This is a genomic window from Sporosarcina luteola (genome assembly GCF_023715245.1).
Classification (GTDB): Bacteria; Bacillota; Bacilli; order Bacillales_A; family Planococcaceae; genus Sporosarcina; species Sporosarcina luteola_C.
In genome coordinates this window covers 62,011-84,906 of sequence record NZ_JAMBNV010000002.1, presented here as the reverse complement: position 1 = coordinate 84,906, position 22,896 = coordinate 62,011, and the positions used below count along the sequence as shown (strand labels likewise).

At 46.7% G+C, this 22,896-nt stretch carries 21 protein-coding genes; 19 read left to right on the top strand and 2 right to left on the bottom strand.

The window, feature by feature from the left end; all coding sequences use genetic code 11:
* The first annotated feature begins 51 nt into the window (after positions 1–51).
* Positions 52–1,611: an FMN-binding glutamate synthase family protein gene (locus M3152_RS11790; protein WP_251695400.1), complete on the top strand. Its 1,560-nt coding sequence runs from the start codon at positions 52–54 to the stop codon at positions 1,609–1,611.
* Between the two features lie 123 nt (positions 1,612–1,734).
* The gene (locus M3152_RS11785) at positions 1,735–3,378 is read left to right on the top strand and encodes an AMP-binding protein (RefSeq protein WP_251695399.1); all 1,644 of its coding nucleotides are present in this window, start codon (positions 1,735–1,737) and stop codon (positions 3,376–3,378) included.
* Positions 3,379–3,578: 200 nt separating this feature from the next.
* On the opposite strand, the gene M3152_RS11780 is transcribed toward M3152_RS11785, so the two are convergent.
* Positions 3,579–3,833 (bottom strand): hypothetical protein, encoded by a 255-nt coding sequence (locus tag M3152_RS11780; protein WP_251695398.1) that lies wholly within the window; start codon positions 3,831–3,833, stop codon positions 3,579–3,581.
* A gap of 241 nt (positions 3,834–4,074) precedes the next feature.
* On the opposite strand from M3152_RS11780, the gene putP reads away from it, so the two are divergent.
* The 3 genes from putP (at position 4,075) to hflX (ending at position 7,620) form a co-directional block, all read left to right on the top strand.
* A complete protein-coding gene (putP, locus tag M3152_RS11775; protein WP_251695397.1) occupies positions 4,075–5,559 on the top strand; it encodes a sodium/proline symporter PutP in 1,485 nt (494 codons plus the stop codon).
* An 80-nt stretch (positions 5,560–5,639) separates the two neighbouring features.
* On the top strand, positions 5,640–6,326 hold the full coding sequence (locus M3152_RS11770) for a VOC family protein (protein ID WP_251695396.1): 687 nt from the start codon (positions 5,640–5,642) through the stop codon (positions 6,324–6,326).
* 22 nt (positions 6,327–6,348) lie between these two features.
* Positions 6,349–7,620 (top strand): GTPase HflX, encoded by a 1,272-nt coding sequence (hflX, locus tag M3152_RS11765; RefSeq protein WP_251695395.1) that lies wholly within the window; start codon positions 6,349–6,351, stop codon positions 7,618–7,620.
* Positions 7,621–7,817: 197 nt separating this feature from the next.
* Here the strand turns inward: hflX and M3152_RS11760 are convergent, their stop codons facing one another.
* Positions 7,818–9,536 (bottom strand): ABC transporter ATP-binding protein, encoded by a 1,719-nt coding sequence (locus tag M3152_RS11760; protein WP_251695394.1) that lies wholly within the window; start codon positions 9,534–9,536, stop codon positions 7,818–7,820.
* A gap of 230 nt (positions 9,537–9,766) precedes the next feature.
* On the opposite strand from M3152_RS11760, the gene M3152_RS11755 reads away from it, so the two are divergent.
* From M3152_RS11755 to M3152_RS11690, 14 genes are all read left to right on the top strand, one after another.
* Positions 9,767–10,654, top strand: a complete 888-nt coding sequence (locus tag M3152_RS11755; RefSeq protein ID WP_251695393.1) for a DUF6612 family protein — start codon at positions 9,767–9,769, stop codon at positions 10,652–10,654.
* Between the two features lie 228 nt (positions 10,655–10,882).
* A complete protein-coding gene (locus M3152_RS11750; RefSeq protein ID WP_251695392.1) occupies positions 10,883–11,833 on the top strand; it encodes an ABC transporter permease in 951 nt (316 codons plus the stop codon).
* On the top strand, positions 11,826–12,776 hold the full coding sequence (locus M3152_RS11745; RefSeq protein ID WP_251695391.1) for an iron chelate uptake ABC transporter family permease subunit: 951 nt from the start codon (positions 11,826–11,828) through the stop codon (positions 12,774–12,776). The genes M3152_RS11750 and M3152_RS11745 overlap by 8 nt, the downstream gene beginning before the upstream one ends.
* Positions 12,773–13,534, top strand: coding sequence for an iron ABC transporter ATP-binding protein (locus M3152_RS11740; RefSeq protein WP_251695390.1), 762 nt, complete (start codon positions 12,773–12,775; stop codon positions 13,532–13,534). Before M3152_RS11745 ends, M3152_RS11740 begins: the two co-directional genes overlap by 4 nt.
* A 19-nt stretch (positions 13,535–13,553) precedes the next feature.
* Positions 13,554–14,510, top strand: coding sequence for a siderophore ABC transporter substrate-binding protein (locus M3152_RS11735; protein WP_251695389.1), 957 nt, complete (start codon positions 13,554–13,556; stop codon positions 14,508–14,510).
* 82 nt (positions 14,511–14,592) lie between these two features.
* The gene (locus tag M3152_RS11730; protein ID WP_251695388.1) at positions 14,593–15,570 is read left to right on the top strand and encodes a FapA family protein; all 978 of its coding nucleotides are present in this window, start codon (positions 14,593–14,595) and stop codon (positions 15,568–15,570) included.
* Between the two features lie 149 nt (positions 15,571–15,719).
* The gene (locus M3152_RS11725; protein WP_251695883.1) at positions 15,720–16,862 is read left to right on the top strand and encodes an MFS transporter; all 1,143 of its coding nucleotides are present in this window, start codon (positions 15,720–15,722) and stop codon (positions 16,860–16,862) included.
* A gap of 143 nt (positions 16,863–17,005) precedes the next feature.
* Positions 17,006–17,689 (top strand): hypothetical protein, encoded by a 684-nt coding sequence (locus tag M3152_RS11720; RefSeq protein WP_251695387.1) that lies wholly within the window; start codon positions 17,006–17,008, stop codon positions 17,687–17,689.
* A gap of 247 nt (positions 17,690–17,936) precedes the next feature.
* The gene (locus tag M3152_RS11715) at positions 17,937–18,284 is read left to right on the top strand and encodes a DUF6054 family protein (protein WP_251695386.1); all 348 of its coding nucleotides are present in this window, start codon (positions 17,937–17,939) and stop codon (positions 18,282–18,284) included.
* A 1-nt stretch (position 18,285) separates the two neighbouring features.
* Complete coding sequence (locus tag M3152_RS11710) at positions 18,286–19,230, top strand: phosphotransferase enzyme family protein (protein WP_251695385.1); 945 nt, start codon at positions 18,286–18,288, stop codon at positions 19,228–19,230.
* 14 nt (positions 19,231–19,244) lie between these two features.
* Positions 19,245–19,898, top strand: a complete 654-nt coding sequence (locus M3152_RS11705) for a uracil-DNA glycosylase (protein ID WP_251695384.1) — start codon at positions 19,245–19,247, stop codon at positions 19,896–19,898.
* Positions 19,891–20,421, top strand: a complete 531-nt coding sequence (locus tag M3152_RS11700) for a DNA topology modulation protein (RefSeq protein ID WP_251695383.1) — start codon at positions 19,891–19,893, stop codon at positions 20,419–20,421. The genes M3152_RS11705 and M3152_RS11700 overlap by 8 nt, the downstream gene beginning before the upstream one ends.
* Entirely contained in the window at positions 20,418–20,987 is a 570-nt protein-coding gene (locus tag M3152_RS11695) for a hypothetical protein (protein WP_251695382.1), read from the top strand. Before M3152_RS11700 ends, M3152_RS11695 begins: the two co-directional genes overlap by 4 nt.
* 169 nt (positions 20,988–21,156) lie before the next feature.
* Positions 21,157–22,890, top strand: coding sequence for an ABC transporter ATP-binding protein (locus tag M3152_RS11690; protein WP_251695381.1), 1,734 nt, complete (start codon positions 21,157–21,159; stop codon positions 22,888–22,890).
* Positions 22,891–22,896: the final 6 nt, after the last annotated feature.

The following is a 22,896-nucleotide window of genomic DNA, read 5'->3' as shown; positions in this document are numbered from 1 at the left end:
TGAATATGTTCATGTTACACTACTCATAACGCTTAGAAAAGGGGTGTCCGCATGGATTGGTTTGAAGGTATATCATTGACGACGACTTTGCTTGTCCTTATTTTAGTCGTCATTCCCATTTCGATCGCTATCTATCTTTATTTTTATGACAAACGCCAGAAGCAGCATTCTGTTCTCCGGAACTATCCGGTACTCGGACGGATGCGTTATGTGCTTGAAAAGACGGGACCGGAGCTGCGTCAGTATTTGTTCAATGCAGACCATGAAGGAAAGCCTTTCAATCGGGAAGAATATTTGCATATGGTGCTGCCGGGGAAGTATTTGAACAGTATTATCGGCTTCGGATCGAAACGTAACTTTGAAGAAGCAGGCTATTACATCCGCAATGCGCTGTTCACGAAGCAGAACGAAGAAATGCGTGTTGATAATGAAGAATTGATCCATACGATGCGCTACCGTGTCGATGAAGACAATCTCTTCTCGCGGAAGGAGCATCGGGAGGAAATTCCCGCACTGCCTTGGCTTCTGCCTGAAGAGGATGCGATTGTCATCGGGCCGAACTGCGAGCATCCTTTCCACGTCCGGAGCTTGCTTGGCCAATCCGGCATGAGTTATGGGGCACTCGGTGAAAATGCGATTACCGCTTTGTCTAAGGGAATCGGCATGGCTAAAGAAGCGTGGATGAACACAGGTGAAGGCGGATTGTCCCCGCACCACCTAGCGGGAGACGCCCATATCATCGCGCAAATCGGCTCGGGACTATTCGGTTTCCGCACGGAGGAAGGGGAGTTCAGCTGGGAGCGTCTCCGTGAAAAGGCGGAAATTGAGCAAGTAAAAGCTTTTGAAATCAAGATGGCGCAAGGCGCTAAAATGCGGGGCGGCCATGTCGAAGGGGAAAAAGTGACAGAGGAGATAGCGAAAATCCGGAATGTAGTTCCGTATACAACAATCAACAGCCCGAACCGTTTTCGTCAGTTCTCCGACTACCCGACATTGTTTGACTTCATCGAACAGATCAGGGACCGTGGCGGCAAGCCTGTCGGAATTAAAATCGTCATTGGGGGCAAGGAAGACGCAGAAGAGCTGGCGTCGTTCATGCATGAAACAGGCAAAGGTCCGGATTTCATCTCTTTGGATGGAGCGGAAGGTGGATCCGGAGCGACGTATCAAGATTTGGCAGACAGTGTAGGATTGCCGCTCAAATCGGCACTCATCTTATTGGATGACGCCTTGCGGAAATATGATGTGCGCGACCAAGTGAAGATCATTGCTTCCGGAAAAATCACCACTCCTGACAAAGCGGCGATTGCATTGGCGATGGGGGCTGATCTTGTCCAAATTGCCCGTGGTTTCATGATTTCGGTAGGATGCATCATGGCCGAGCGATGCCACACGAATGAGTGTCCGGCGGGTGTGGCAACGACTGATAAAAATTTACAAAGAGGGTTGGTTGTTGACGAGAAGAAATTCCGTGTCACGAATTATATATTGACGATGCGTGAAGGGTTGTTTCGGATCGCAGCTGCCGCTGGGATTGATTCTCCGACAAAGTTCGAGCGCAATCACGTTGTTTACAAGGATGAAAGAGGACGTGTTTTCCCTGTTGAATAAAGATATTAAGCCGTTCTGCCTATCCGGTGGAACGGCTTTTTTTGAAGTAAAATACCTAAGACACCTTCTGAATTTTGTGATAATATGTAAATAACTAAAGTTTTATAGAAAGGGGTTAGATGGATGTCTTTGTTGAGGAAAACGGTTGGCGAGGTCGTAAGGGATTGGGCGAAAGCGTTGCCGGAGCAAGAGGCCTATGTGTATCCGGAGCATGGGATCAGAAGAACATATGATGAGTTTAATAGAGAGACAGATGAGCTCGCGAAGGCATTCATCGGGATGGGGATCGAGCGTGGGGAGCATATCGCCATTTGGTCCGATAACAAGCCGCAATGGTTGCTAAGTCAGTTTGCCACTGGAAAGATGGGGGCTGTCCTCGTTACGGTGAATACGAACTATCAGGCGAACGAGCTCGAATATTTGCTGAAGCAATCGGATGCGACAACATTGATTTTGGCTGAAGGATACAAAGGGACGTGTTATATCGACATTATCCGTTCCGTTTGTCCTGAACTGCTGGATAGCGAAGGCGGTATCGTAACCAGTGTCAAGCTTCCTAAACTTAAAAGAATCATACTCATGTCGGATCGCGAGGAATCCGGTATTTATAAATGGTCGGAATTCCTTGCTCATGCGCAAGGAATCACAGATGAAGAATTAGAAGAGCGGGAAAAGACGTTGTCGCCCGACGATGTCATTAACATTCAATATACGTCCGGCACGACAGGGTTTCCGAAAGGCGTCATGTTGACGCACCACAATATTGTTAACAATGGAAAGATCATCGGGGATTTCATGAAGTTGACGGAGAAAGATAGACTCTGCATTCCAGTACCTTTCTTCCATTGTTTCGGAGCGGTTTTGAGCAATTTGGCTGCGGTTACCCATGGTTCGACAATGGTCATCCTCGAGCAGTTCGACCCTCTTCGCGTATTGGAAGCAGTTCAGGAGGAAAAATGTACGGCACTTAACGGAGTGCCGACAATGTTCATATCGGAATTGAACCATCCTGAATTCAAGAATTTCGATACGTCGACATTACGAACGGGCATCATGGCGGGCTCAACTTGCCCAATTGAAGTGATGAAGAAAGTGATTCACGACATGGGAGCGGATGAAATTACGATTTGTTACGGACAGACAGAAGCTTCGCCGGTCATTACACAGACACAAACCGATGATCCAATCGAAAAACGCGTATCCACTGTCGGCAAGCCGCATCCGTTTGTCGAAGTGAAAATTATTGATCCGGTTACAGGTGACGAGATGCCGGTCGGTAGTCCCGGTGAACTGTGCACTCGCGGTTATCATGTTATGAAAGGCTATTATAATAATGAAGAAGCGACGCGCGAGGCGATCGATGAGGATGGCTGGCTCCGTACAGGAGATATCGCTGTCATGGATGAGGCTGGTTACATTGACATTACAGGACGAATAAAAGACGTTATTATCCGCGGTGGAGAAAACATCTATCCGCGTGAAGTGGAAGAGTTCCTTTATAGGCATCCAGGTATTTCAGACGTTCAAATTGTCGGGGTGCCGGACCCGAAATACGGTGAGGAATTGATGGCGTGGATCATTCCGAAAAAGGGAGCCCACATTGATGAGGAAGCTGTTCGTTCATTTTGCCAAGGCAATATTTCGCACCATAAAATTCCGAAGTACATTAAGTTCATTGATGAATATCCAATGACTGCATCGGGAAAAATCCAGAAATTCAAACTGCGTGAAATGTCGATTGACGAAGCATATAGTCACCAAACATAAAAAAACCCTACCATGAAACAGGCGAAGGAATGAATTCTTCGCCTTTTTATTTAGTTCTTGCGTGTATTTGTTTGAATGAACTTGTGAATTCAGTCATATAAAGTTGTTTCGAGTGATCCATCAGCGTGGTAAACGGCTAGAATTCCGTTTTGGTCATTTACATACGGTTTGGCTTTCTCCAGTAGGTCATCCTTTGTCTCCTACTTGAAAATTGCCCGTTCACCGTCTTCTTTCATTAGAATCCAATCTTCGTCACGTGCTTTCGCTTCATATTTCGTGCGGTCGGCACTGTCCCCATGCACGTATTCCCTTGCTTTTGCTGTAGCGATGGATATCGCTTTACCTTCATCGTTCCCTTCGCGAAGTAACGCATTCGCTATTTCAATTGCCTTATTCCTGACGTCTGGTTCCAGGTTCTTAAAAGAATCAGGATAATCACTTGTAGTCCAAGGCATTGGAAATCGCCTCCTTATGTTGACGATTCCCTTTTTCAATTTGCTTAAACGCCATTTATGAGGATTTCGTCCAAATGAATCGGCTGTGTTGTCGAAATATGTGCATTTCCCGGGAAATGTGTAAGAAGTGATGGGGGGGCTGTCATAAATTGGTGGAAATGATAATTTTAAAAATACGCATTTACTAATTGAAAAAATGCTATTATAAAAAGAAATAGAATATAGAAACAGGAGTGAGAATATGTCTAGTGATTTCTATCAACTGATTGCCATTGTTGTGTATATGGTGGCGATGCTATTCATCGGCTGGTATGCTTTCAGGAAAACGACAAATCTTAACGATTACATGCTCGGTGGCCGTTCACTGGGACCTGCCGTTACAGCGCTGAGCGCCGGTGCGGCAGATATGTCAGGTTGGCTGCTCATGGGGCTCCCGGGGGCAATTTATGCTGTAGGACTAACGGAAGCATGGATTGCCATCGGTTTGACGGTGGGCGCGTATTTAAACTGGCTTCTCGTTGCGCCAAGACTTCGTGTGTATACGCAAGTATCTAGCGACTCGATTACAATTCCGAGCTATTTGGAAAGTCGGCTGAAAGACAAGTCGCGACTACTTCGGATTGCGTCAGGTATTATCATCCTTGTATTCTTTACATTCTATGTTTCTTCAGGCATGGTTGCCGGCGGAAAGTTTTTCATGAGTTCATTCGGACTCGATTATCATTCCGGAATGCTGATTGTTTCCGCTGTCGTTGTCGCGTATACGCTATTCGGAGGATTCTTGGCCGTCAGCTATACCGATTTCGTACAAGGTCTCACGATGTTCTTCGCATTACTATTAGTTCCAATAATCGGTTTGACATTGACAGGCGGTTTTGCTGAAACCGCTGCAAGTATCAGAGAAGTGGATCCTGCCAGACTTAGCCTTATCAAAGGGGCAACTGTTGCAGGAGTCATATCTTCTGTTGCTTGGGGGCTCGGCTATTTCGGACAGCCGCACATTATCGTCCGTTTCATGGCAATCAAATCTGTCAAGGAGACGAAAAGTGCACGTCGGATTGGAATTGGTTGGATGGCGTTGAGCTTGTTCGGTGCAATCGCTACCGCGCTGGTGGGAATTGCTTATTTCCAGCAAAATGCTGGTGCCGAATTGGTCGATGAGGAAACGGTGTTCATCGCACTAGGGCAGATCATTTTCCACCCATTCATTGCAGGAATCATGCTTGCGGCGGTGCTTGCTGCTATTATGAGTACGATTTCTTCACAATTGATCGTCACCTCTTCTGCGCTTATCGAAGACTTGTATAAGGCGATCATCAAGTCGGATGCGACAGATAAACGATATGTCTTCCTCGGAAGGATGGCGGTTCTTGTCGTTTCATTAGTCGCGATGGCGCTCGCTTGGCCGAACAATGAATCGATCTTGAAACTTGTATCATTTGCATGGGCGGGCTTCGGCGGAGCATTCGGACCGATTATCTTGTTATCCCTTTATTGGCGCAAACTGACGGCAACTGGCGCATTATGGGGAATGATTGCAGGTGCGATCACTGTCGGTATTTGGGGTACAATCGATGCGTTGTCTGATGCACTTTATGAAATCGTGCCGGGCTTCCTGATCTGCCTAGTCGTAACGTATTTCGTCAGCTTGCTGACGTATCGTCCAAACGCGGAAATCGATAAGGAATTCTACGATGCGACAGTTTTATTAAAAAAAGAACGATAATGGAAACGACCTCCAGTGCACGAGCGGAGGTCGTTTTTTGATGGATATGGTAATCTATTCATAAGAGGGGGATGGATTGGATGAAACTGGACCATGTTGTTTATTTCACATCAAAAAGCCCTGAAGAAGTCGTCGAGGACCAAAGGAAAGCAGGAAGACAGGCGATTGTCGGTGGAAAGCATGAAAAATGGGGGACGCAGAACGCATTGCTGTATGTGAAGAATGCGTATGTGGAATGGTTATCCGTAGAACGCCCCGAGGTTGCAGAGCAAGTTGATCATCCATTGACTCGTCTACTGCTTCATGATTTGAAGGAAAAGGATGGATGGGGTACGTTATGTTTATCCGTAACCGATATTGAGCAATTTAATGAGGATATTACAAACAAAGGGTTTGCGACTTCCGGCGTGTTGGATGCAGAGCGTCGGACTGCGAGTGGAGAGCTGAAGAAATGGAAAATGCTTTTTGTCGATCAGCCAGTTTCCGATGAGTTGCCTTATCCTTTTTTCATTGAATGGGAAACACCTGAGGAAATACGTTTCGAGCAGTTGCGATCGGAGGGGGCATTGACTTCGGATAATGAAAAATTAGAGATCCGTGAGTGCGTTTTCGCGGTAGAAGATCCGCTCCGGGATACGGGTGAATGGGCAATCCTCCTATCACAAAAGGTCGGGGACTTGAACGATATTATGATCGGGGATGTCCGGCTTCGGTTCATCGAACAAGAAACCGGAAAGAATAGATTGCAGGAAGTCGTAATTCGGTAGATGGTAGGAAAGGGGTTTGCTTATGGAGATTTTAGTGGAATATGCAGTTCTTGTCGGCGTGCAGGAACAGAATAATGAGCATTTTGATTATGAGATGGAAGAGTTGCAGAATTTGGCGGAGGCTATCGATGTGCAAGTCGTCGGTACGGTAACGCAAAATTTGGAGCGAAGGCACCCGACCACGTATGTCGGAAAAGGGAAGATCGCAGAAATTAAGCGGTTTTACGAGGAGACGGATGCGAATCTGATCATTTTCAATGATGAGCTTTCCCCGTCCCAAATCCGTAACTTGGAACAGGAGCTGGAAGTGAAGGTCATTGACCGGACGATGCTCATCCTCGATATATTTGCGAGACGGGCACGGACGCATGAAGCGAGGATGCAAGTCGAGTTGGCCCAACTTCAATATACGCTTCCACGGCTCGTCGGTTTGCGTGCGTCTTTGAGCAGGCAAGGGGGCGGAACGGGTGGCGGCTTCCAGAACAAAGGGGCCGGGGAGACAAAGCTTGAGCTTGACCGTCGGAAAATCGAAGACCAGATTGCGAAGCTTCGGAAGGATCTAGAGCATGTACGCGATCGGCGTGATACACAGCGGAAGCAACGGAAGAAAAGCGGCATCCCTGTCGTATCGATCGTCGGATATACGAATGCTGGCAAATCGACATTGATGAATGGGATGCTGCAAAAAATGGACGAGGATCATACGAAGCAAGTGTATGAGGAGAATATGCTCTTCGCGACGCTTGACACGTCTGTCCGGCATTTGAAGTTTGCCGACAATAAGGAATTCCTCCTGACGGATACAGTCGGCTTCGTATCCAAGTTGCCCCATCACTTGATCAAAGCTTTCCGCTCCACGTTGGAAGAAGCGCGCGGGGCCGATCTCCTCCTGCATGTCGTTGACGTTTCAAATCCGGAATACCGTTACATGATGGAAGTGACGAATGAGACGCTGCATGACGTCGGCGTTGAAAATATTACGACCATCAACGTCTACAATAAAGCTGACCTTGCAGGGGTCCCTTATCCAAGAGAGACCGCAGATAGCGCTTGGATTTCAGCAAAAGAAGCGGAAAGCCTGGATGAATTGCTTGAATTAATTAAGAAAAAGATCTTTGAACAATACATCACGTGCAAGCTGCTCGTTCCGTTCGATCGTGGAGATATCGTTTCCTATTTGAATGACAAGGCGAATGTGAAGAAGACGGAGTACGAGGAAGAGGGTACGTTGATGACCGTCGAAATGGATGGTTCGGAGAGAATCAAGTTCGAGGAGTTCATTATTAGTCATTAACGAAAAGCTGAAGGCGCCTGCCGCCGCTGCTCGTAACGCTGCGCTTGTACTCGCAAAAGCCGTTCTTCGTGACGGCTTTAGCTGGACAAATATAACGAAAAAACCGTACCGTGTGACTCGAAAGTCACCGGTACGGTTTTTATCTATAAAGAGAAAGGGGGGTGGGATAGTAGTAGTATCCCCCGGTTCTCAAAATGTTAAACCTCTTGGAATTGAATATTATGGAGGCGGGCAAAAATACCGCCTTTTCTTACTAACTCATCGTATTTTCCGTCTTCCGCAATTCCGTCCTCCGTCACGACAATGACTCTGTCCGCATCCCGGATTGTCGCCAATCGATGCGCAATGACAAGGGTTGTCCGATTTTCAGCAAGTTCATTCAACGATTGCTGGATGATGCGTTCCGTTTCCGTATCGAGGGCTGACGTAGCTTCATCCAAAATGAGAATTGGAGGATTCTTCAAGAACATCCGTGCAATCGCGAGCCGTTGCTTCTGGCCTCCGGATAATTTCAATCCGCGTTCACCGATTTGCGTTTCGTAGCCGTTCGGAAGCGAGGCGATGAACTCTTCTAAATGCGCCTTTTTAGCGGCTGCAAATACTTCTTCGTCCGATGCATCCAAATTTCCGTACGCGATGTTTTCCTTGATCGTCCCTGTGAATAAAAAGACGTCTTGCTGCACAATTCCGATTTGTGAACGCAACGACTGCTGCGTCATGTTCCGGATATCGATACCATCGATTGAAATCGCTCCGGAATCGACATCATAAAACCGTGGGATAAGGGAGCAGATTGTTGTTTTCCCCGCACCCGATGGACCGACGAAAGCAATCGTCTCACCGGATTTGATTGATAAATCAATACCTTTCAATACGTATTTATTATCATCGTATTGAAAATGGACATCGTCGAACAGAATATCACCGTGTAAGTGGCTGACTGACTTCGCCCCGTCACGATCTTTGATTTCCGGCTCCTGTTCAATCAAATCAAGGAACCTGCGGAATCCAGCCATCCCTTTCGGATACAGCTCCAGCAAGGCACTGATTTTATCGACAGGCTTGATAAGAATATTGACGAACAGAATGAATGCGACAAGATCCCCTATTGACAGTCGCTCATTGAAAGTGAACCATGCACCGACAACGAGGACGATCAATGTTACAAGCCTTGTCATCATAAACATGCTCGAATGCGTCCATGCCATGACGTTATAGGCGACGAGCTTAGCTAGCCTAAAGCTGCCATTGTCTTTTTTGAATCGCGAAATTTCGAATTCTTCGTTCGTGAACGATTTGACGACCCGCGCACCAGACACCGAATCCTCGACGCGTGCGTTGACATCCGCGATCTTCCCGTACATATTCTGCCACGCAGCATTCATTTTAATATTACAGAATGTCACGAGCACAACGAGGAGGGGCACCATGCAGATTGCGATGATGGCCAACTCGGGATTAATGTTAAACATGAGAATGAATGCCCCGATGATCGTCATGACCGCAATGAAAGCATCCTCAGGCCCGTGATGGGCGAGCTCTCCAATATCAAACAGGTCATTCGTAATCCGGCTCATCACATGTCCCGTTTTTGTGTTATCGAAGAAACGGAAAGACTGCCGGTGGACATGATTGAACAGTTGCTGTCTCATATCCGTCTCAATGTTGATGCCGAGCTTATGTCCTAAATAACTGACGATATATTGGAGGAATGTGCTTACTAGGTAGACGATCAGTAGCAGGATGCTCGTCGTAACGATCATCCCCCAATCTCCGGAAGGCAGGAGCTTGTCGATAAACCATTGGACAGCCATCGGAAATGCCAACTCTAGCAGAGCAACGAATATGGCGCTTGAAAAGTCGATGATGAAAAGCCTTTTATGCGGCTTATAATAAGATGCGAATTTTTTGAGCATAGTATGATGTCCTTTCTGTCATTCCCAGTCATTATAGCGGATTTCATTCAAAAGGGACATTAAAACATGAGGATTCAAAATAGCTGCAGCGAGTGAGAAAAGGCACAGAGGATTCCTGTAGTAGGAAAGATTCAAATTATAGGAATTGCATTAAATGATGGAACCCTTTTCCTTTTATACCGTATGATTAGATGTGACATAAAGAGAAACAAAGAGAGGAAGCGAGACAAATGAAAAAATGGTTAAAGGGTCTTGGTGTCGGTGTGCTAGCACTTGGATTGGCGGCTTGCGGATCTGCGGCAGAGCCAAAAAAGGATGCAGGAACCGGTGAAAAAGTCGAGCTTGAAAATAAAAGTGAGATGACGGCGCAAGAAGTATATAGCAAAGCGATGGAAGTATCGGCAGAGCAAAAGAGCATGCATGCTGTAATGGATATCGATCAAAAGATTTCGATGCCAAGTCAAGAGGTTGAAATGGATTCGAAAATTAAAATGGACATGGACATCATCGTCGAACCTATGGCAATGCACCAAAACATGAAGATGGATATGGGCGAGATGGGCAAAATGGATATGGAGCTGTACATGAGTGAGTCAGGTTTCTTCATGAATGATCCTGAGTCTGGTCAATGGATTAAGATGCCTAAGGATATGTATGATGAAATGATGGCGCAAATGGGCGGCGAAACAGATCCAACATTGGATATGAAAATGTTCAATGAATTCAAGGATGATTTTAAGTTCGAACAGACTGATGATGAGTACATCTTGACGCTCGCTGCTTCCGGCGATAAGTTCAGTGGCCTGATGAAAGAATTGATGGGATCGTCTCTTCCAGCAGATATGACTGAGGAAGAATCTGAGCTACTTGAAAATATAGATGTGAAAAGCTTGGAAGTTATCCTGTACATTGACAAGGAAACGTTCTATACGAATGCGTTCGATCTGGACATGGATATGACGATGAAAATCGAAGAGGAAGAAATGCGCATCGTTCAAAAGATGAAATCCGTCATTACGAAAATTAATGAGATCGATGAAATTGTCGTTCCTCAAGAAGTGATTGACGAAGCGGTTGATTTGGAAGAATTGATGCAACAAGGACAAGATCAAGAGTAATAACACGCAAGCGGTCATGAACAGTTGGATTCAACTGTTCATGACCGCTTTTTTTGATGCGAACAACTGACTATCATCTTGTAATCTCACAACTGATAATCATTTTCAATTATCATTTGACTCTTTATTCACAACTGCTATAATTGGGTTAGTGGCTAACTGATAATCGTTTTCACTAGTGAGATTCTCAGTTAGATCGCTAATATTCGATATCGGAGCTCTTTCTTCATGAAGAAACGTTATTTGTTCATTGCACTACTTATACTCTCATTCCTGTCGTTATTCGTTGGAGTGAGCTCGATTAAACCGTTGGACCTCCTCGATTTCAAATCGGAGGAGACTGAAATTTTCCTCATCAGCCGCGTGCCTAGACTTGTAGCGATTCTACTCGCCGGGGCAGGGATGAGCATTGCGGGTCTGATCATGCAGCAACTAAGCCGGAATAAATTCGTGTCGCCAACGACCGCAGGGACACTCGATGCCACCCGGTTAGGCATTTTAGTCTCAATGTTATTGTTCACCAATGCATCAACGATCGAGAAGATGATTGTCGCGTTTGCGTTCGCGCTTGCGGGCACATTGCTATTCATGCAGATTCTTGATCGGATCAAGTTCAAGGATGCGATTTTCATTCCGCTCGTCGGGCTGATGTTCGGAAACATCCTATCATCTATCACAACATTCTTCGCTTATAAGTCGAACGTAATCCAAAACATGTCGGCGTGGCTGCAAGGTGACTTCTCGATGATCATGAAAGGGCGGTACGAACTTCTTTACATAAGCATCCCTGTGCTGATCATCACGTACTTGTACGCCAACCGGTTCACGGTGGCGGGAATGGGTGAGGATTTTTCGAGAAACTTGGGTCTTGCGTATAAGCGGATTGTCAATATCGGTCTTATCTTGGTTGCACTCGTTACGACAACGGTCATTTTGACGGTCGGGATGATTCCGTTTCTCGGTTTGATTATCCCAAATATCGTATCGATCTTCCATGGGGATCATTTGAAGAAGACTTTGCCGCACACTGCTTTGTTAGGTGCAATCTTCCTTCTGATTTGTGATATTTTAGGCAGGGTTCTCATTTACCCTTATGAAATTTCCATCAGTCTGATGGTCGGAGTCATTGGAAGCGGTATCTTCCTCTACTTGCTGTTTAGGAGGAAGGCATATGCGTAATTCTACGAAATTGATCATCTTGTCAGTGTTTGCCGCTGTGTTCTGTGCCTTGTATTTATTCCAAGGGTTAAATGGCAGTTTTGACTATGCGCTTCCCCGTCGCGGCATCAAAGTGATTGCGATGGCGTTGACTGGCGTGGCAATCGCGTATTCGACGGTCATCTTCCAGACAATTACACATAATCGGATCTTGACCCCAAGTATAATGGGATTGGATTCCTTGTATTTATTGCTCCAGACGGTCGTCATCTTCTTTCTGGGCTCAAACCATATTACAATCGTCAACAAGCATGTGAATTTCATTTTATCCGTTTCGACGATGGTTGTTTTCGCGCTCATTTTGTACCGCTTCCTCTTCAAAAGGGGCGGGCAGCCGATTTACTTCCTATTGCTAGTCGGAATTATCGTCGGCACATTTTTCGGAAGCATATCAACATTTCTTCAAGTGCTGATTGATCCGAATGAATTTATGCGGGTGCAGGACAAAATGTTCGCGAGCTTCAACAATGTGAGCGGGGAACTGGTTTGGTGGGCGCTTGGAATCGTTATTCTTACGTTCATCATCGGCTGGAAATCATTCAATGATCTCGATGTACTGTCACTCGGAAGGGATACGGCCATCAACCTCGGCGTTTCCTATGATCGGGTCGTCAAATTGATGTTGGTCATATCTGCAATTTTGATATCCGTTTCTACGGCGCTTGTCGGGCCAATCACTTTTTTTGGTTTGATTGTAGCCAACTTAGCTTATCAATTCTTCAAAACATATAAGCACTCGATTCTTATTGCGGGCGCTTCCGTCATGAGCATCATTGCACTCGTCGGAGGGCAGTGGGTCGTGGAGCGTATCTTCACATTCTCGACGACGCTCAGTGTCATCATCAACTTTGTCGGCGGTGTATATTTCATCTATCTACTATTAAAGGAGAGTCGATCCTCATGATCCAAGTCCGTGAGTTGTCAAAGTTCTATGGAAAAAAAGCGGTCGTTGAAAAGGTGAACGTCAATATCCATCGTGGGAAGATCACTTCATTCATCGGACCGAACGGCGCGGGGAAATCGACGCTGCTTTCAATGGTGAGCCGACTGATTGACGCAGACACAGGCGAAGTGCTTGTGGATGATCACCTAGTGAATAAAATGAAATCCAATGAATTTTCAAAGCGTGTATCCATTTTGAAACAATCCAACTTCATGAATGTACGTCTGACAATCCGTGAATTGGTTTCGTTCGGACGTTTCCCGTACTCCAGAGGGAAACTCAACTCGGAGGATCTGCGGATCATCGAGCAGGCAATGGAGTATATGGGTCTGATGGAAATGCAGCATGAATATATGGATGAACTATCTGGCGGTCAGCGCCAACGGGCTTTCATTGCGATGGTCATCGCCCAAGATACCGATTATATTCTATTGGATGAACCATTGAATAACTTGGACATGAAGCATTCAGTCCAGATTATGAAGATCTTGCGCAGATTGGTTGATGATCTAGGGAAGACAGTCGTCATCGTGCTTCACGACATCAACTTCGCATCTGTCTATTCCGATCGAATCGTCGCCTTGAAAGACGGGCGTGTCGTGAAAGATGGTCTGACGAACGAAATCATCAACTCGGATGCTTTGAAGGAAATTTACGACATGGATATTCCTATTAAACAAATGAATAATTGCCGAATTTGTGTGTATTTTAACTCTTAAAAACAAAAGGATGGTATTGATGAAAAAACTTACAATGGCGCTATTGCTTGCAGCTATTATGATTGTGGTTGCGGCTTGCGGTACGAAAGAAAAAGAAGTAGGCAAAACATCAGGAACCGATACAAATAAAGCAGGCGAAACAATCTCCATCGAGCATGAACTAAGCGACAAAGCTGTAGAAATCAAGAAAAACCCCGAGAAAGTCGTCGTTTTCGACTTTGGTACACTTGATACGATGGATGCACTCGGAATTGAAGTGGCAGGCCTTCCAAGAGCGAACGTTCCAGGATACCTTTCGAAATACGATGATGATAAATATGTGAACCTTGGAAGCTTGAAAGAGCCTGATTTTGAAGCGCTTCACGCAATGAAGCCTGACGTTATCTTCATTTCATCACGCCAAGCGGATCTGTACGATCAATTCGCTGAAATTGCTCCGACGATTTATGTCGGCTTGGATTATGCGCATTATATGGATTCATTCAAACATAATGCTGAAATGATCGGGGAAATCTTCGGCAAGGAAGATGCAGTGAAGTCAGAGCTAGCTGACATCGATGAAAAAATCGCTGGCATTCATGAAAAGGCATCTTCAAATGGTTCAAAAGCGCTTCTTGTACTTGCGAGCGAAGGCAAAGTGAGTGCATATGGTCCGAATTCGCGTTTTGGTTTGATCCATGACGTATTGGGCTATAAAGCAGCAGACGAGAAGATCGAAGTTTCTACGCACGGACAAAATATTTCGTTTGAATACATTGTTGAGAAAAACCCTGATGTTCTATTCGTTATCGACCGTGACGCTGCAATCGGCAACGGAGCTAGCGCAAAAGACTCTGTGGAAAACGATCTTGTGAAAAAGACTAACGCGTATAAGAACAATAAAATCGTCTACTTGAACGGGGAGTACTGGTACCTATCAGGCGGCGGATTGCTTTCCATGAAAGAGATGATCGAAGAGGTTCAAGCGGGTCTTTGAGTAAAACAGGCCTGTTCACTTATTGAGTGAACAGGCCTGTTTTTTGTTATTATAAAAGTAAAACATGACTCGGGGTGAAAGTATGGGGAAGCCCGTGATGGTACAGGCTGATGAATTCCTGCATGACGGGAATGTCGACATGAGAAGTGGGGATATTAAACACGACGGTGATGTACGAATCGCGCAGGATGTGGAAAACTCCATGTTCGTCGGGGCGACAGGGAAGGTTTTCATTTGCGGAGCAGTACGGAAAGCGACTATTGAAGCGGGAACGTCCGCCATCATCGAAGGGAATGTCCTTTCCTCGACCGTGACAGTCGGGATGCAGGAAGTGTTGGAAGAAGCGCTGGCGGAGCAATTGAACGGACTTCTTTCCTATTTGGAGAGGATAAAGGATACAATCCTTCAAATCATCCAAAGTAGAGGCGTCAAGCCGGAAGAAGTCGATGCCAGTGAATTGAAAGAGCTTGTATTGGTCATTCTGAAAGAGAAATACTTGGAGTTTGAACACGATAAAAATGAATTCATTCAAAAAGCGAAGAACCATTCCACCGAATTATCACCTGGATGGGAACCGGTCATCGAAAAACTGTATAACGTCTTTACGGATACATCGATGACAGTTGTCCGGAATGCGGAGGAGTTTTCAAAGCTATTGAAGGAGGCCCACGCGCTGGTAGAGCAATACTCGGCAGGTGGAAGCTGTTGCTCTTTGTTGAAGATTCCATACGCCATCAACAGTGCGCTGTCTTGCAATGGGACGATCGAAGTGACCGATTCCGGACTGTACAATTGCTCCGTGAGCGCTAAGAAGCATGTTTCCGTCGAAGGCTGCTGCCGTGGCGGCGTCATTACTGCGGGTGAAAAAGTATCCATCAAGGAGACCGGTTCCACGAAAGGCGTCAAAACAGTCGTCAAGACGGAGAGCGGCGGTACGATTACAATCGGGCTTGCTCGCTGCGGGACCGAGATTTGGATAGGAGACACTGTCCATCATATTGACACGGATACGTTAGGGGTCTATGCACGCATCGTTGACGGGCAATTCGTGATGAATTAAAAAAAGTTCTTGTGATTAGCAGTTGCTCAGGAGTATAATGACAAGTGTCAAGACACCAAAACTATACAACGAGGGGCAGACTACTTGTGAACAATAAAACGGGCGGGATTTCCCGCAATAAATTACTCGTAATTTCCGGGACAGGTTGGATGTTCGATGCAATGGACGTCGGAATCCTTTCATTCGTCATTGCGGCCATCTCGGTAGAATGGCATTTGTCGACAACAGAAATGGGCTGGATCGGGAGCATGAACTCGATCGGCATGGCGGTCGGGGCATTTGGTTTCGGCTTGCTCGCGGATCGGATTGGAAGGAAAAATGTCTTCATGATGACGCTTGTACTCTTTTCATTGGCAAGCGGATTATCTGCGCTGACGACAACATTGACAGTCTTCCTCATTTTGCGTTTCTTCGTAGGAGCGGGTCTCGGCGGGGAACTCCCAGTCGCATCGACGCTCGTATCGGAAAGTGTTGCGGCAAAAGAACGAGGTCGCGTCGTTGTCCTTTTGGAAAGCTTCTGGGCAGCGGGCTGGCTCATCGCAGCGTTGCTGGCATACTTCATCATCCCGGAATACGGCTGGCGGATTGCTTTGATCCTAACAGCACTCCCTGCATTTTACGCCATCTATTTACGGCGGAATTTGCCTGACTCCCCGAAATTCGAAAGGGAAGGGGAACCGAAACAGTCCTTCAGCGACAAGCTAAAGCTTATCTGGTCCAAGCCATACGCGCGTAGAACGACGATGCTTTGGATCGTCTGGTTCACCGTCGTGTTCTCCTATTACGGCATGTTCCTTTGGCTGCCGAGCGTCATGGTCATGAAAGGGTTCGATATGATCCACAGCTTCAAATATGTGCTCATCATGACACTCGCGCAATTGCCTGGCTACTTCACAGCTGCCTGGCTCATTGAAAGGGCGGGACGCAAATTCGTGCTGTCGACGTACTTGATCGGGACAGCTGTGAGCGCGCTTCTGTTCGGAAACGCTGAATCGCTTACAATGCTCCTCATTTCCGGCGCACTCCTTTCATTCTTCAACTTAGGGGCATGGGGTGCACTGTACGCCTATTCGCCGGAACAATATCCGACCGCTGTCAGGGCGACAGGCTCAGGAATGGCGGCAGCAGCCGGTAGAATCGGCGGCATCTTCGGTCCGTTGCTCGTCGGCTCCCTGTTAACTGCAGGCTACGGTTTCGGACTGATCTTCGGCATCTTCTGCGGCGCCATCATCATCGGCGTCCTGGCGGTTTTATTGTTAGGGACCGAAACGAAACAACTGGAATTGGAATAAAACAACAGGGACTGCTACTCGGCAGTCCTTTTTGTATGGATTGCGTGGAAGCGGTATGTTTGCGGGTGATCCATGAAGGTTATACAAGGACAGAGTGAAGATACATAGAATATGGATCAAGTTAGAATAGGAGAGATGGAAACGTGGAGAAAAAGCTACAACTACTCATTTTCGCGCTTGTGCTCGTATTAGGGCTAGCTGCTTGCGGGAATGACAAGGGCGGCGACTCAGCCAATACAACTGCCGACAGTGAAACCGAGACGAAGACAGAAGAGGCGGGAGGCGCTGACCCGAATGCCAAAGAGGATGAAGCAGGCGAGGAAACAGCAGATGACGCAGAAGCCGAAAACAATCTTCAAAACGACCAAACTATCGGCTTGTCGATGGATAAATTCAAGGACAAGTTCAATGAACATGCCGCTGCGCAAGGGTTGGATTACAAAATCGAGAAATTTGAGTGGCTCGACCAGGAAGACGGCACGCAAACGGCAACCATTGAATTGCATGATGACCTAAGGATCAACGGATTGTCGACAGGTGAAGAGGACGAGCTGAAAGCGATCCTGCTTGAAGTCGAAGGATTCGAATCGCGGCAAACCGCTTTCGACATTGTCAATGTCATTATCAAATCAGTTGGCAACGTGGCGGACGAAGATGCGAAAACAATCATGAACGAACTAGGACTGAAAGACCCGAACGAAGACGGCAATGACACAGAAACCTACGTCGACCATAACGGCCTGAAGTATCTCCTGATCAACGAAAGATCAAATTACTTTGAGTTTGGTATCGCGAACCAAAACGACCCTGATCTCATCGCTGACTAATATCCTTGCTGACGACCTCTCATCCAGGGTCGTCAGTTTTTTTATTTTGGAATCGCGTCATGGGGAGTTGAGGAATGGCAGACCCTCCGCATACAAAACCTATAGGTTCGCCCAATAATTAACGTTCCGCACCCAAGGAAGCGCCTCCCACGCTCAAGTTCGCCTGCCTCTCTGGGAAGTTTCAACTTAATGAAACTTCCATTCGGCTCCATACGTAATTAGACGTATAAAGAGAGGGGATGTTGGTATGTCAGTCAAAGAGTTTACAGTGAGTATCACTCCAACGGAAGCAGCTGATATCATTCAAACGGAAATATTGCGGGGGAGCATCAGCGGCACATTGGTGGATCATTACGTGAGGACAGCCGGTTTGTCGGAAGTCCATGTTTTGATTATGGAGAAATACTATATGCGCTCGCATAATCGTGCGTCCGTCACTGCCACGATTGATAATTTCGAAGGGACAACACGCGTCCATGTCGTGGCGGCGGGCAGCTCGGAGGGTGTGTTCTTCCGATTTGATTGGGGAGCCGGTAACAGTTTTGCTACAAGCGTGGAGCGGGCGCTGGAGGAACATATCGTTGGGGGCGAATGAATTGATTCAAGAGGTAATGAAATACTATTTTACAGAACCGGTTACACGGCACGAAATTCTACGGGACAAAGAAAGACTTGTTGCGGAAGTGGAAGTGGACGGGGAAATGTATTATCTAAAGGGTGAGAAACAGCCGGTAGCATTTATCGAGAAAATTATCGAATTCACCATACTTATGAATGATGCGGGTTTGCCCTTTATCGTGCCTGAAAAAACAATAATAGGTAATCGGTATGTTGAGCATGGAGGTTTGCTGTTTATCCTCGAAAAAAAGGGGTTTGGGGAAGAGATAAAACATCTCCGTTTGTCACATAGTAGAGAGATTGGAAAATTGCTCGGCAAACAGCATGCCATTTCTTCAACGACAGATTTTCGCTTCGGAACAGGAACGAGTTGGGGCATGTTCGGCGGGAATGAAACCGATGCAATTGGCGATTATGATGAAAATGAATTAAGTTATTTGGACTTCATTCGGAACGTTAAAGAGGAGGGGACGTTTAGGATGGAACTAGCCACGGTAAAAGAACTGTATCAAAGTAGAAGATTGAAGTTGAAAGAAGTGTGGAGTTCGCTTCCGTCTGGCCCGGTTCAAGGGGACCTATGTCCTTATAATCTTTTATTCCAACAAGATAAAATTACTGCAGTCTTTGATTACGATATTGCCGGGGATGAAGTCCTGCTAAATGAGTGCATAGGCGTTGCTGTTTTCTTGGCATGGCACCATGACTTCGAGGGAACTGAAACGCCGGAAGAGCGCTATCATGCATACATAGAGGCCTATGAAGCAGAAAGACCTTTATCCGATGGCGAACGGGAGATGATCCCCCATCTATTCGCAATAATTCGCGCATTTCGATATGATCGGATAGAAGAAGGAATTGAGAAGATTAAACATGGTGACGGCAAGGCGTTCTTAGATGAAACGATAATGCTGTTGCAAGGCTGAAAGGGAGTGTGCCGATGTTTCGAATACCTGAGTCAATTGCTGAACTTGGCAAGGAGCGGATCAAAGGATTTCCGGTAGAAGGATTTGTCTATGGGGAAGGTCCGCAAAAGCCAGAGCTTCTGCTGATCGGCGAAGCGCCAGGGGAATTTGAGGCTGTGGATGGAATTCCTTTCATCGGCAGGGCTGGTAAGGAATTGATGAAGTCGCTCGATTCAATTGGATTGACGCGTGATGATGTTTATATGACGAGCACGGTCCGCAGCAGGCCGTACAAATGGGGCGAAAAGCGGGAGCGGGACGGCACGATGACGAAACGAAAATACAATCGGCCGCCGACTGCGAAAGAGATTTTGGCGCATGCCCCGGTGCTCGATTATGAGATAGCAAATATTGAGCCGAAACTGATTGTAGCGCTCGGGAATGTCGGCCTGCAAAGGTTGATCGGTAAAGCGGCGAAAGTGACGGAGCTGCATGGCCAGTTGCTGGAACGGCCTGTACGGTTTCTTCCGGATCTTGAGAGTACGACGTTTGAGTGGACGGATAAGGTGTATCGGATTGTGCCAACATTCCATCCAGCGGCCGTCTTTTACCGTCCGTCGCATAGGCCGGATCTGGATGCGGATTGGCTGAAGATTGGAGAGTTCCTGGAGAATTTGCGGAATGAATGAAAAATCATATAAACGGATTCTCATAATCGGATGCAGCGGCGCGGGGAAATCGACGTTATCGGTCGAGCTGGCGAACCGTCTGCAATTGCCCGCCCTTCATTTAGATGCACTTTTTTGGAATGAAGGATGGGTACCTACGTCGAAGCCGGAATTTAGGGAAAAACTTCAAAGTGAATTAGAGAAGCCCGCATGGATCATCGATGGAAACTTCAACTCCACGATTGAGATGCGGGCTCAATATGCTGACCTGATCGTCTTCCTCGACTTCCCGAACTGGCTATGCCTAATGCGGGTTTTCAAGAGGAGATGGATGTATCGGGGGAAAACGCGCCCGGATATGGCGGAAGGCTGTCCGGAGAAGGTTGATTGGGAGTTTGTGAAGTTCATATGGACGTATCCGAAGAAGAAGCGGCCAGGTGTTTTTCAAATGCTTGAGCGGAGCGATGCGGAAGTGTTAATTTTAAAGTCCCCGCGGGAAGTGGAGAATTGGTTGGCGGCATTGAGCAAGGGGGATATGGATTGAATAAGAGATTGTGGATGGGCTTACTTGTTGTCGTAGGGTTGATTTTTGCACAGGTATTTTTCCCGTATTCGGTATTCAGTGTCTATCAATCAGTTTCAGTCAGTACGGAACTTCCTATTTTGCAAGATTACAAAATGAAATTATATGAATTTAAGAAGATGGATGAAGAGAATAAAGGAAAGGATCCGGAAGGCTATTCGATGGATCATGTAAAGTACGCTACAAAACACATTCTCGAAACGTATGAAATGGATATGATGACGACTTCTAGATCGAGTATTGGTAAAGGTGACTTGAATATTATTTTAGAAGACCTTAGATTCTTGCAGGACAGGGTATTGTCTATCACTTTTGAGGAGCCACATTCATCAGAATCCAGAAAGTATCTATATGCGACTTTGCGATGGATTCAAGCAGCTGAGGAGGAGATTGTCAGGATAAAAAGCTCTCCTCCTTCGAGGTTCCACTTAATCCATCGACTAGAAGAAATTCAAAATGACATTAGAAAGAGCTTCGATATGTATACGGAATTTTATAATGCTTATTATTGGTATGAGGGAGAATAGAGCGTCAGGAGAAGTTTATGCGTGATTGTGCGCGTTTATGGACTTTTAGAAGGGGATATGCGTGAATTTTAGAGTTTATGCGCGATAATTAGGATTTATGCGTTTCTGGATCGTTTTATGCGTGGCTGGATGAATTTATGCGTAATTGGAGAGAGAAAAGGGTGAGTAGATGGAAAGTGAATTGAAAACGAAAGGTTCGATGAAGGAATTCATCGGTTTATTGCGCCAGCTGAAGTGGCCGAAGGGGAAGACGGCGCTTGCGCTTGTGCTTGCGTTATTTTCGACGGCGGCGAGTTTGGCGGTTCCGTTAGTGACGAGGGAGCTTGTCGATTCCTTGACGGGTGCCTCTTTTAATTGGAGTACGGCTGTGTTCTTGTTTGCGGTTTTCATTCTGCAGGCGGTATTGGGCGGGGTTTCGTATTATTTGCTGGCATTCATCGGTGAGACGATCGTTGCCGACTTGCGGAATAAGTTATGGTACAAAGTGCTTCGGCTCCCGGTTTCTTATTACGATGAGAATGAAACCGGTGAGACAATGAGCCGGATAACGCAGGATACGACGATGCTGAAGCAATTGGTGTCAGATCATCTCGTGTCGTTCATTACGGGAATCATTTCGATAATCGGTGCAGTTGCAATTCTTCTGTATTTGGATTGGAAGATGACGTTGATCATGTTGATCAGCATACCGGTTAGTATGGCGATCATCTTTCCGCTTGGCCGGATTATGCATAAAATCGCAAAAGCGACGCAAGGGGAGATGGCGAAGTTCTCGGGCCATCTTGGCAGGGTGCTTGGCGATATCAGGTTAGTGAAGGCTTACCGGGCGGAGCCGAATGAAGGGGAGAAGGGTGGGAAAGCGATCAGCTCGCTGTTTTCATTCGGATTGAAAGAGGCGAAGATACAGGCAATCATTTCGCCTGTCATGACGCTCGTGATGATGAGTATTTTAGTCGTGATCCTTGGTTATGGAGGCGCGCAAGTTTCAAAAGGCGTGTTGTCCGCGGGGACGCTTGTCGCTATCATTTTTCTGATGTTCCAAATTATCATGCCGTTTGCGCAGATGGCTCAAGTATTTACGATTTTCCAGAAGGCTGTCGGGGCGACTGAACGGATTCAGCAGATGTTAGGAATGGATAGCGAACCTTCTAAAGGATCCACGAATGTGCCGGATGGAAGCATCAAGTTTGAATCGGTCGGTTTTTCATATGAAAGCGGAAAAGAGGTTCTAGAGGGAGTTTCATTCCAAGCAAACCCAGGGACGGTGACTGCATTTGTCGGTCCGAGCGGCGGAGGGAAGACGACGATTTTCTCGTTGATCGAACGTTTTTATTTGCCGACGGTGGGTGAGATTTCGATTGGCGGTATGCCAATTTCAGAAATTGCATTGTCCGATTGGCGGAAACGGATTGGCTATGTGTCGCAGGAAAGTCCGTTGTTGAGTGGGACGATTTTGGATAATATCGCTTATGGGTTGGAAATTCGTCCTTCAATGGAAGAGGTGCGGAAGGCTGCGGAGGCGGCGAACGCCCTTCAATTTATTGAAGCGATGTCCGACGGTTTTGAAACGCTCGTCGGAGAGAGGGGAATGAAGCTCTCAGGAGGCCAGCGTCAGCGGATTGCGATTGCGCGTGCGTTATTGCATAATCCGGAGATTCTCTTACTAGACGAAGCGACGTCCAATTTGGACAGCGGTTCGGAGACGCATGTACAGGAAGCGCTGCAGCGGCTCATGGAAGGGCGGACGACGCTCATCATCGCGCATCGGTTGTCGACGGTGGTTGACGCGGATCAGCTCATTTTCCTAGAGGCGGGCCGCATTACGGGAATTGGCACGCATGAGGAATTAATTAAGTCCCACCCGTTGTATCGGGAGTTTGCGGAAGGGCAAGGATTGTCGTGAAAGTAT

Excerpts from the sequence above, each read along its gene's own strand:
- M3152_RS11790 (WP_251695400.1), top strand. The coding sequence starts at position 52 with ATGGATTGGTTTGAAGGTATATCATTGACGACGACTTTGCTTGTCCTT.
- M3152_RS11785 (WP_251695399.1), top strand. The coding sequence starts at position 1,735 with ATGTCTTTGTTGAGGAAAACGGTTGGCGAGGTCGTAAGGGATTGGGCG.
- M3152_RS11780 (WP_251695398.1), bottom strand. The coding sequence starts at position 3,833 with ATGCCTTGGACTACAAGTGATTATCCTGATTCTTTTAAGAACCTGGAA.
- putP (WP_251695397.1), top strand. The coding sequence starts at position 4,075 with ATGTCTAGTGATTTCTATCAACTGATTGCCATTGTTGTGTATATGGTG.
- M3152_RS11770 (WP_251695396.1), top strand. The coding sequence starts at position 5,640 with ATGAAACTGGACCATGTTGTTTATTTCACATCAAAAAGCCCTGAAGAA.
- hflX (WP_251695395.1), top strand. The coding sequence starts at position 6,349 with ATGGAGATTTTAGTGGAATATGCAGTTCTTGTCGGCGTGCAGGAACAG.
- M3152_RS11760 (WP_251695394.1), bottom strand. The coding sequence starts at position 9,536 with ATGCTCAAAAAATTCGCATCTTATTATAAGCCGCATAAAAGGCTTTTC.
- M3152_RS11755 (WP_251695393.1), top strand. The coding sequence starts at position 9,767 with ATGAAAAAATGGTTAAAGGGTCTTGGTGTCGGTGTGCTAGCACTTGGA.
- M3152_RS11750 (WP_251695392.1), top strand. The coding sequence starts at position 10,883 with ATGAAGAAACGTTATTTGTTCATTGCACTACTTATACTCTCATTCCTG.
- M3152_RS11745 (WP_251695391.1), top strand. The coding sequence starts at position 11,826 with ATGCGTAATTCTACGAAATTGATCATCTTGTCAGTGTTTGCCGCTGTG.
- M3152_RS11740 (WP_251695390.1), top strand. The coding sequence starts at position 12,773 with ATGATCCAAGTCCGTGAGTTGTCAAAGTTCTATGGAAAAAAAGCGGTC.
- M3152_RS11735 (WP_251695389.1), top strand. The coding sequence starts at position 13,554 with ATGAAAAAACTTACAATGGCGCTATTGCTTGCAGCTATTATGATTGTG.
- M3152_RS11730 (WP_251695388.1), top strand. The coding sequence starts at position 14,593 with ATGGGGAAGCCCGTGATGGTACAGGCTGATGAATTCCTGCATGACGGG.
- M3152_RS11725 (WP_251695883.1), top strand. The coding sequence starts at position 15,720 with ATGTTCGATGCAATGGACGTCGGAATCCTTTCATTCGTCATTGCGGCC.
- M3152_RS11715 (WP_251695386.1), top strand. The coding sequence starts at position 17,937 with ATGTCAGTCAAAGAGTTTACAGTGAGTATCACTCCAACGGAAGCAGCT.
- M3152_RS11705 (WP_251695384.1), top strand. The coding sequence starts at position 19,245 with ATGTTTCGAATACCTGAGTCAATTGCTGAACTTGGCAAGGAGCGGATC.
- M3152_RS11700 (WP_251695383.1), top strand. The coding sequence starts at position 19,891 with ATGAATGAAAAATCATATAAACGGATTCTCATAATCGGATGCAGCGGC.
- M3152_RS11690 (WP_251695381.1), top strand. The coding sequence starts at position 21,157 with ATGGAAAGTGAATTGAAAACGAAAGGTTCGATGAAGGAATTCATCGGT.